The organism is Gammaproteobacteria bacterium (genome assembly GCA_029881255.1).
Classification (GTDB): Bacteria; Pseudomonadota; Gammaproteobacteria; order S012-40; family S012-40; genus JAOUMY01.
Genome location: JAOUMY010000029.1, coordinates 1 through 12,158, shown reverse-complemented (window position 1 = coordinate 12,158; position 12,158 = coordinate 1). Strand labels below are relative to the sequence as shown.

Genomic DNA, 12,158 nt, shown 5'->3' with positions numbered 1-12,158 from the left:
CACACAAACCTATGTCGCACCGCGTACCGCAACCGAGGAAACCCTCGCCGCCATTTGGGCCGATATCCTCAAGTTAGACACCGTCGGTGTACATGACAACTTCTTTGAGCTGGGGGGACATTCCTTATTAATAACACAGGTTTTTGCGCGAATTCGCAAAGTGTTCGAAATCGAATTACCGATCCGGTCTTTGTTCGAATTTAACACTCTGGAAAGCCTGGCAGGGCGAATCGACAACGCACTGAAAACTGCAAACACGCCAATTGCGCCACCTATTGTGCCGGTTTCTCGTGCACTCGACCTACCTTTGTCGTTCGCACAACAACGCCTGTGGTTTCTTGATCAGTATTCTCCGAATAGTTCGTTTTACAACATTCCCACGGTCTTACGTTTAAGCGGACCACTAAATCACGAGGCACTACATAGGACATTTAATACCGTAATCAGCCGTCATGAAGTTCTTCGTACGGTTTTTATCAACGAAAACGGGCAGGCCAAACAATCCATCAAAAATCATGACACGCTTGAACTACCTGTTGTTGATCTTAGTCAGCTGACTAAAAATGAACGCGAATCGCTAGTAAGACATATTGCCTTTACTGAAGCGGAGACCCCTTTCGATCTATCTGTGGGTCCGTTAATAAGAACACGACTACTGCGACTCGGGACTCAGGAGCACGTGGTGCTTTTTAATATGCATCATATTGTGTCAGATGGCTGGTCCAGCGGCATACTCATTGAAGAGCTAGCTATTCTTTATAGTGCTTACACACAGGGATTAGTCAATCCATTGCCCCTGCCAAAAATTCAGTATGCGGATTTTGCATACTGGCAACGAAAATGGCTCCAAGGCGAAGTACTTGATCAACAATTGAACTACTGGCGAAACCAGCTAGCTGACGCACCTAGTCTTCTCGGTCTTTCCACTGACTACACTCGACCTTTGCGTCAAAGTTTTCGAGGAGCAAGACATCGGTTTGAAATTACAGCCGTTCTAACAAAACAGCTGAGCCAACTCGGTCGCGAACACAATGCAACACTGTTCATGACTTTAATGACAGTTTTTCAAATCATGTTGTCGAAATTTAGCGGTCAAACTGACGTGTGCGTAGGAACACCAATCGCTAATCGCGCCCATAAAGAACTGGAAAATTTAATTGGTTTCTTTACCAATACTCTTGTGATTCGCAGCAAATTTGATGTGAATACTACATTTGCCAACATGCTAACCGGGATTCGCGAAACGACTCTTGACGCATATACTCACCAGGACCTCCCTTTCGAACAGTTAGTCGACGCCCTACAAATTCCTCGGGAAGTTAGCCACGCGCCGATTTTTCAAACATTGTTCGCGTTGCAGAACGCGCCTAAACGAAAAATGCATTCGAACGAACTGGAACTGGAACACATTGATGTCGCCAGCACAACAACCCGCTTCGATCTAATCTTTGATTTAGCCGAAACGCCACAGGGAATGTTGCGTGGCTTTTGCCAATATTCCACCGATCTCTTCAGTGCGGAGACCATAGAGCGCTTTATACGTGCGTTTAAACAACTCTTAGCACAAGTCGCCGAAAAACCAGATGTGACACTCCGCGATTTGGACGTTGTAGACACTGCGGAACGCGAAAAGCAGCTAGTAAGCTGGAATCAAACATCAAAACCTTATCCAAGCGAACAAACAATCCACCAATTGTTTGAGGCCCTGGCGAAAAATAATCCTGAGGCCCCTGCACTAATATTCAACAATATCTCGATGAGCTATGGCGAACTCAACGCACGCGCTAATCAGCTGGCTCATTATCTCCAACAAAATGGTGTTGGGGCAGACGATTCAATCGGGCTATGTTTGCAACGTTCTACGGACATGGTCGTTGCTGTATTGGCGATTCTTAAGGCCGGCGGCGCCTATGTGCCTTTAGATCCTGCATACCCGCAAGAACGACTCATTACGATATTACAAGACGCACGAGTCAAAGTATTAATTACTGAAAGTCATCAACTCGCGGTACTGCCTGATTTGACAACGCGGGTTCTTAGCCGCTTGAGCTACCACGAATTGCTGCTCGATACCCAGTTGGAACAGCTGGATCATTTACCTAAAGCCAACCTGGCGTGCAGAGTCGACCCTCAAAACCTTGCATATGTCGTATATACTTCTGGCTCAACGGGTCGGCCCAAAGGGGTAAGTGTCACCCATCGTGCCGTTGTGCGCCTTGTGTTTAACGATTTTGCAGAATTCGGCGCAGACCAACCGATTTTGTGTGCAGCCTCCATCGCCTTTGATGCAGCTACCTTTGAACTTTGGGGCGCTCTGTTACACGGCGCTGCTATCGTGCTATACCCGGATCGTGTCCCTACAGCGGAAATACTGCGTACCTGTTTACAGAATCATCCTGTTCATAGTGCCTGGCTAACCGCCTCGTTATTCAATCAACTCGTAGAGAACGATCCGCAATGCTTGTCTGACATCTCGCAACTATTAATCGGAGGAGAAGCTCTCTCTCCCCACCATGTAAAACAAGCGTATGACAAACTACCAGCACTACGTTTAGTCAATGGATACGGCCCAACGGAAGCGACCACTTTTAGCTGTACATATGCCATTCCGCGCCAACTTGACGAACAAAATAGTATTCCCATCGGTCGCCCTATCGCAAATACGCAATCCTATGTACTTGATCAATATTTCAACCTCGTCCCAACAGGGGTAGCGGGCGAACTTTTTATCGGGGGACCAGGGCTTGCGCGTGGGTATCTAAACTACCCGAGCTTAAGTGCAGAAAAGTTTATACCACACCCTTTTAGCGATGAGCCGGGCGCGCGTCTGTATAGAACCGGAGACCTCGTACGCTTTCGCTCTGACGGCACTATCGAATTTCTTGGCCGTGTCGACCAACAGGTGAAACTGCGCGGATTTCGTATTGAATTAGGCGAAATTGAAACTGCATTGTTGCATCACCCCGCCGTTAGAGAAAGCGCCGTTGTGCTACACAAGAATCACAACAATCAACCTCAACTGGCGGCGTATCTGGTCCTTGATGCTGGATTAGAGGCGATAGATAGCAATGTATTGACAGCTTTTTTACAAACCTTGCTGCCTGACTACATGCTACCGGCGAGTTATACACTCCTGGGTAGAATGCCGCTTAATCGTAATGGCAAACTTGATCATCGAGCCTTGCCTAGTCCCGCCTCACCCGAATCCGATCAACAATACGTCGCACCACGTAGTCATACAGAAAAAACGATCGCACAACTCTGGGCCGATGTATTGGGTGCCGAACAGATTGGCTTACAAGACAACTTTTTTACCCTGGGCGGACATTCTTTGCTAGTGACCCAGGTTATTTCTCGTATTCGCCAGGTTTTTCACATTGATGTTCCCATTGCCGCACTATTCGAATACGTCACTTTGGCGGCACTATCAGACCATATTGACACCATTCTGTTCGATGCTGAGAAATTCAATATACCCCCTGTCGTTCCTGTAGACCGTAGCGAGACATTTCCACTCTCGTTTGCGCAGCAACGTTTGTGGTTCCTCGATCAATTATTTCCTGGTAATCCATTTTACAATATTCCTATTGCCTTAAGTTTGCGCGGTAACTTAGACGTCATAGCGATACACAAAACCTTTAACACACTTGTATCCCGACACGAAGTTTTTCGTACCACATTTTCTTCTCTGGAAGGCCGTCCGCAGCAAGTTATCCATAAGAAAATAGAAACATCTTTACCAATATATGACATTAGTTTCTTGCCCGAACCCGCTCGCGAAGCAGAGCTCCGCAAGCTGGTTAGCCATCAAGCGCAGCTATCTTTTGATCTGCGCCAAGGACCTTTGATTCGCGCCAGCCTCATTCGTATTGACCAGGAACTCCACGCTCTGTCACTAACAATGCACCATATCGTCTCCGATGCATGGTCAATGGGAATCTTAATTCGAGAACTAACCCAACTTTACGAGGCATTCGCACAAGGACAGAGCAATCCATTAAAGCCATTAAAACTTCAATACGCCGACTATGCACACTGGCAACGTTTAATCTTGCAGAATGAAATGCTTGATCAGCAGTTAGGATACTGGACAGAAAAATTGCTAAACGTCCCCGCGTCCTTGGACCTGCCCACTGACAAACCACGTCCGACAGTGCAAAGCTATCGTGGAAAGACTGTACCATTTGAGTTGTCAATTGATTTGACGAATCAATTAAATGAGTTTAGTCGTGACCAGGGGGTCACTCTATTCATGACGCTGATGGCGGTTTTTCAATTCATGTTGTCACGTCTAAGCAATCAATCAGATGTGTGTGTCGGTACACCGATCGCCAATAGACATTATGCCGAACTTGAATCTATCGTAGGCTTCTTCGTTAACACGCTGGTTATCCGCACCCAACTTGATGAGATGCAAACCGTCGGAACGCTCCTCTCTCAAGTTCGTGAAAACACGCTAGGCGCCTATGCTCATCAGGATTTGCCTTTCGAGCAATTGATTGACTCATTGCAAGTCCCCAGAAATATGGGACGCTCTCCGGTGTTTCAGGTCATGTTGTCCTTACAAAACACTCCGCAAACTGAATTACGTATTGGTGATTTGCAATTGCAACCTATTGTGGCATCCAATTGCACCGCTAAGTTTGATATCGAATTACAGCTGGCCGAAGCGGGAAATTGTGTAAGCGGTGCGTGGCACTATGCCAGCGACCTGTTTCACACATCGACGATTGAGCGTTGGTCAAAAGCGTTTGTTTTCCTGCTCGAGCAAGTGGTAGCTAATCCAAATACCCGCCTGAGTGAACTCACCCTTCTAGACGAACAGCAGCGTCAGCAACAATTGTCTGACTGGAACAGTACATCTGTTACCTATCCTGCTAACCCGTGCCTACACACAATGGTAGAAGCACAAGCCGAACGCACGCCGTCGGCAACAGCCGTGGTCTTTGAACAACAATCCCTGTCGTATGCGGAACTCAACGCCCGTGCCAATCAGCTTGCCGGTTTTCTTCGCGCTCGCGGTGTTGGACCCGATGTCATGGTCGGTTTGTGCATGGTACGTTCTGTTGACATGATCGTCTCCCTGCTCGGTATTCTCAAAGCCGGTGGCGCCTATGTCCCTCTCGACCCCGACTTCCCCAAAGCACGTTTACAGTTCATTCTGCAAGATACCCAAACCTTCGTGTTGCTAACGCAACAACACTTGCGCAACGTGTTTCCTGAAACTGACGTCGAGCCGATTTGTGTCGATACCCAGTGGTCTCAAATCGGCCTGGCCAACGTCGCTTCTTTGCCTATCCCTGCGCCCGACAACCTCGCCTATGTTATCTACACCTCCGGTTCCACCGGGCAACCCAAGGGGGTTGGCATTTCGCATGCCGGTGTGTGCAATCGACTACTGTGGATGCAAGATCACTTTCAACTGCAAGCCGATGACCGGGTATTGCAGAAAACACCTTACAGTTTTGACGTCTCGGGTTGGGAATTTTTCTGGCCGCTTATCACCGGTGCCTGCCTGGTCGTGGCAAAACCCGAAGGACATAAAGACCCGCTTTATCTCAGCCGCATCGTCGATCAGCAAGGTATCACCACCGCGCACTTTGTGCCGTCGATGCTTCAGGTCTTTCTCGATCAATTACCCTCGGGCAGTGGTACCTCTCTACAGCGAATCATTTGTAGCGGCGAAGCCTTAACACCGGCCTTGCAACAGCGCTGTCAAACCTTGCTCGGCGCCGAACTGCATAACTTATACGGCCCTACTGAGGCCTCTATCGATGTGACTGCGTGGGACTGTTCGGCGCCAACGGAGTCAACTCAGGTGCCCATCGGCAAACCGATTGCCAATACACAAACCTATATTCTGGATCGGTATTTAAACCCGGTACCGGTCGGTGTGACCGGCGAACTTTATCTAGGCGGGGTGGGCTTGGCGCGTGCATATATCCAGCGCCCCGGCTTGACGGCTCAATCGTTTATTCCCCATCCATTCGGACAACACGGAGAACGTCTGTACAGAACCGGTGACCGGGCACGTTATCTGGCGGATGGCAATATTGAATACCTGGGTCGTATCGATCACCAGATTAAGCTCAGAGGTTTGCGTATCGAGCTCGGTGAAATTGAAACCGCCTTACGACAACACCCGGCCATCTGTGACGCGGCTGTCTTGCTCAGAGAAGACAAACCCGGGCAGACGCAGCTGGCGGCTTACCTGGTGTGGCAAGACCCGAAAAAGACTGTAGACGCGAGTGCTCTATCAACACATTTGAAAAATCAACTACCAGACTATATGGTGCCGTTGACCTATACCATCTTGGTAGCGATGCCACTAACTTCTAGCGGCAAACTCGATCGCAAGGCTTTGCCGGTTCCTGGAGAAATAAGTTCCACTCAAGAGTATGTCGCGCCTCGTACACCGGACGAAGAAGTCCTCGCTGGTATCTGGCAAGATGTTCTTAAACTAGACAAGATCGGTGTTCACGATAATTTCTTTGCGCTTGGTGGACACTCGCTATTGGCGACTCAATTGGTCGCTCGTATACGACGCAGTTTTAATATTGAAATTGCCATTGGCCTGGTTTTTCAGCATCCGACGCTGGCAGCACTGAGCTCGCAAATTATTTCAGCGAAGAACGCAGGGCAAGAATCCACTATCTCACCTATCACCCCTATTGTTCGTACCCAGTCGCTGTCCCTATCTTACGCCCAACAGCGGATTTGGTTTCTCGACCAGCTAATTCCGGAAGATCCACTTTATAACGTGCCCATCGCAGTACGTTTGAGTGGTCACTTGAATGTCAACGTATTACATCGAGCGTTTAACGCAGTAGTCGCGCGTCATGAGTCTTTACGAACCGAATTTCACACCCAAAACGGACAAGCTCTGCAAGTTATACATTCGAGTGTCCGCCTTGATCTTCCGGTAGTAGACCTATCCGATTTGACGGTCGAAAATGCAGACTCTTTGGCGTTGGGGATTATTGTCGATGAAACACAGACGACGTTTCGTCTGGCGCAGGGACCGTTGCTGCGTATCAAATTGATACGTTTTGCAGACGACCACCACGTTCTACTATTAAACATGCATCATATTGTTGCCGATGCATGGTCAATAGGTATTCTAATACACGAGTTAACTAGCTTATACGATGCGTTTATTCAGAACTTACCTAGCCCTTTGCCCTTGCTTTCAATTCAATATGCAGATTTCGCCCACTGGCAACGACAGTGGTTACAGGGTGAGATACTATCGAATCACATCAACTATTGGCGCAAGCAACTATGCGGCGCGCCAAGTTGTGTGGAATTACCGACTGATTACGCTCGCCCTCCTGTTCAACGTCACAGGGGAGCCACGCTTGCACTTAATTTCACGCCGGAATTATCTAAAGGACTCGAAAAACTAAGCCGTCATCAAAACTGTACGCTGTTTATGACACTCTTGGCCGCTTTTCAGGTACTGCTTAGCAAACTGAGTAGTCAAACAGACATCTGTGTAGGAACACCGATCGCAAACCGACGCTATGCTGAACTTGAGCCGCTCATAGGCTTTTTCACCAACACTCTCGTATTGCGCTCCCAACTCGATAATAGCACTCGTTTTAACGATTTGCTGAATCAAGTTCGTCAAACAACGTTAGATGCGTATGCGCATCAGGACTTGCCCTTCGAATATCTTGTTGAAGAATTAAATATATCGCGAGATATGAGCCATAGTCCGTTATTTCAAGTCTTATTTACACTACATAACGCGCCGCGACCGAGCATTGAAAAAGGGCAACTGCAAGTCCAAGCTATTGAGGCACCTAACCTTTCTGCTAAATTTGATTTGGAACTACATCTGATGCCCTCGTCTGAAGGTCTACAAGGCGCTTGGCAATACGACACTGATTTATACACACACACAACAATAAAGCACTGGTCGCAAATATTTATTCAGCTTCTAGAGCAAATCGTTGCTGACCCAGACATCTATTTGAGTCATCTCCAGGTCCTGACCCCAGACAAACAACAGCAACTGCTACACGAATGGAACGACACCGCCGTCAGTTATCCGGGCGAACAGTGCATACACCAGTTATTCGAAGCACAATGCGAACGCACACCATCGGCAACAGCCGTGGTCTTCGAACAACAATCCCTGTCGTATGCGGAACTCAACACCCGCGCCAATCAGCTTGCCGGTTTTCTTCGCGCTCGCGGTGTCGGGCCCGATGTCATGGTCGGTTTGTGCATGGAGCGTTCGGTTGACATGATCGCCTCCCTGTTAGGTATTCTCAAAGCCGGGGGCGCTTATGTCCCTCTCGACCCGGACTATCCACAGGCCCGACTGGCATTCATTCTTGACGATATCAGCGCCGCCCTCATCATCACTCAGTCGTCCTTGGCTGATCGGTTTGACGCCGATGATGCCCGTATCGTCGCCCTGGACACGTTGTGGCATACCATTGGCGAACATTCTCATCACAATCTCAACGCCGGACCAAGCACCTCTCTTGCCTACGTGCTCTACACTTCCGGCTCGACGGGGATGCCTAAAGGGGTACAGATTCAACACCGCAGCGTGAATAATTTTCTCCACGCCATGCAGGCGATTCTCTCGCTGCAATCCGAGGATGTCTTGCTCGCGGTCACGCCCTTGACGTTTGATATTTCCGTGCTCGAACTCGTGTTACCTCTGGTCACGGGGGCGCAAGTCGCTTTGGTCAGTAAAACCTGCGCCTCTGATCCGCAACAATTGGCGGCTGCCTTAGTCGATCATCGCGCAACAATTATGCAAGCAACACCAGCGACGTGGCAGTCTCTGGTGTACAACCACTGGACGCCATCGCGTCCCATGAAGGTATTGTGCGGCGGTGAGGCACTCACAACCTCGTTGGCAGAATACTTAGCGGATCGGGCGTCGGGCTTGTGGAATGTTTACGGTCCTACCGAAACTACTATCTGGTCAACGCTGGCCAATATTGACGATCATCACGCTATCTCCATCGGTCTGCCTATTTCCAATACGCAAACCTATGTGCTTGACCGACACCTCAACCCCGTGCCCGTCGGTGTGGCGGGTGAACTCTATATCGGTGGTGACGGCTTGGCGCGAGGTTACCTACATCAAGCTGGATTAACCGCAGAACGTTTCATTCCGCATCCGTTTAGCCCTAAGCCTGGTGCCCGCTTATATCGAACCGGTGATATGGTTCGCTATCAGCACAACGGCTCACTCGATTATGTCGGTCGTCTCGACCATCAAGTCAAGCTCAGAGGCTTTCGCATCGAACTGGGTGAAATCGAAACGGCCTTGCGCACGCACCCGCTGGTTCGGGAGGCCGTGGTGTTACTGCGTGAGGATGTACCCGGTGACAAGCGACTGGTGGCCTATTTGCTGACGGAACACGATCAGCAGGCGCCCGAAGCGTCTGACTTGTACACGGTGTTGCGCGCGGCGCTACCAGAATACATGAGCCCTGCGCACTTTGTAATGCTAGACATGTTGCCGTTGACGCCGAATGGCAAACTGGATCGCAAGGCCTTACCTGTTCCGGAAAAACAACATGCCGCGTCGACATATGTCGCCCCGAGAAACACGATTGAACAAACACTGGCCGATATCTGGAGTACCGTGCTCAATGTCGAACGAATTGGCATACACGATAATTTCTTCGAACTGGGCGGGCATTCTTTATTGGCGATGCAGGTTATTGCTCGAATCCGTTCAGTCTTTAACATTGATTTACCTGTTAAGACACTTTTTCTGCAAAACGATATTGCTGCTTTGGCCGGGGAGATCGCTACAAGCGGACAAACCACGAAAGTATTACATATTCCGCCTATTACAGCCGTCACACGTAAACTCAATGAAAAAATGCCACTTTCGTATGCGCAACAACGTCTATGGTTTCTCGATCAACTCATACCTGACAACCCGTTCTACAACATACCAATAGCGATGCGCTTGCGCGGCACTTTAGATATTCGCGCTTTGACGAAGGCATTTAATGATGTGATTTCGCGTCACGAATCTCTACGTACAGTTTTCATCAATGAGGATGGGCAAGCTCATCAAGTCGTTCGTCATTTTGTAGAGACAGAATTGCCAGTCGTCGATCTGTCATCGCTTGACGAAAATGACGCAGACAGATTGACATCACAACTAGCCGCCATTGACTCACAGACTCCGTTCAATCTGACACACGGCCCCCTCATTCGCTATTTCTTGCTCCGTCGGGGAGACGAACATCATGTGCTTTTGTTAGCCATACATCATATCGTTGCGGACGGCTGGTCGATGAACGTCCTTGTGCAGGAACTCGCAGCACTTTACGGCGCAATTACACAACAACGTCCCAATCCTCTACCTCCACTGCCTGTTCAATATGCAGATTATTCACACTGGCAACGCCAGTGGTTACAAGGCAAGGTGATTGGGCAACAACTTTCGTACTGGCGAAAACAACTACAAAATTCTCCAGAGTTGCTTGCTTTACCTACGGATCATCCCCGTCCCGCTGTGCAACGGTTTCAGGGTGCTACCCACTTTTTTGAACTACCGGAAACGCTTAGTAGAGAACTCACTTCGCTTAGTCGAGATGAAGACGCAACGCTATTTATGACATTAATGGCAGCTTTTCAGATTCTATTATCCAAACTCAGCAATCAACAGGATATTTGCGTCGGTACGCCTATCGCGAATCGGCAACATACTGAAATTGAAGCTTTGATCGGTTTTTTCGTCAACACGCTTGTTATTCGTTCTCAGTTGGTTGGCAACCCAACATTTTGCGACATATTGGCCCAAGTACGAACAACAACGTTGGATGCATACGACCACCAGGATTTGCCGTTTGAGCAATTGGTAGATGACCTAAGAATTTCGCGCGATATGGGGCACTCTCCTTTATTTCAGGTTGCCCTCGCGTTGCAAAACGCACCTCGACCGACTTCGCTCAATTCGACACTTGAGCTTCATGTCTTAAACAACCCAGCAAGTGTTGCTCGTTTCGATATAGAGTTGCAACTGACGGAAACGCCCGAGGGAATAAAAGGCGCCTGGCACTACTCAACCGATTTATTTGACGCGGGTACGATCTCAGACTGGGCGAAACTATTTGCACGCCTACTCCAACAAATTGCTGAGCGACCCGACACACGTCTTAGTGAATTAGCGGTGATTGACACCACGCAACAGCAACGCTTGCTTGTCGAGTACAACGACACTGCGCTCGCGTTTTCTGAGGAACGGACGGCGCATCAATCTTTTGAAGCACAAGTCGCACGCACCCCTGAGGCCGTTGCGGTTTCCTTTGAAGAACAAACGCTCTCTTATTCACAACTCAATCAGCGCGCCAACCAACTCGCTCACTATTTACGTGCGCAAGGCGTGGGTCCCGATGTGCTCGTTGGCCTGTTCATGGAACGCTCGGTGGATATGGTCATCGGCGTTCTTGGCGTGCTCAAAGCCGGCGGTGCCTATGTGCCCTTGGATGCAGACGCCCCACAACATCGCCTGCGCAACGTGATTGATGATACCCGAGCACCGATTCTGCTCACCCAGCAACACTTGCTTGATGCCTTGATCGATACCGGTGTGAACGCGGTGCGCCTCGATAGTCAGTGGCACGACATCGCTGCTTTCCCCACCGACAACCTGCATTATGCGGGCACGCCGGAGAATTTGGCCTATGTGCTCTACACCTCCGGCTCCACCGGTAAACCCAAGGGCGTGGGCATTGCCCATCGGGGTTTGTCGAATTATCTGGACTGGTGTCTCAACCAATACGCACCCGACATGGGTCAGGGCACCTTGCTGTACTCGTCGTTGGCGTTTGACTTTACGATCACCAGTCTGTTCTCCGCCCTGCTCTGTGGCAACACCGTGCACGTTGTACGCGATAATGCCATTGGTGCCTTGAGCGATACCTTGAACAACATCTCCGACCTCAGCTTGCTCAAACTCACGCCGTCTCATTTAACCGGTTTGAGTGCTGACTTTTCTGCCGAGCACTTACCTCACTTGAGTCATAAACTCATCCTCGGGGGTGAAGGTTTGTATGCCCAGCACCTGCGTCCCTGGTTGGATAAGGCACCGGGAAGTACCGTGATCAATGAGTACGGCCCCACCGAGGCCGTGGTCGGTTGTGCCACCTATACCTTTACCAACATCG

At 49.5% G+C, this 12,158-nt stretch carries 1 protein-coding gene; it reads left to right on the top strand.

Annotated features, from left to right (window positions below):
- A partial coding sequence (locus OEZ43_21690) for an amino acid adenylation domain-containing protein (GenBank protein ID MDH5548193.1) occupies positions 1-12,158 on the top strand: 12,158 nt, incomplete at both ends.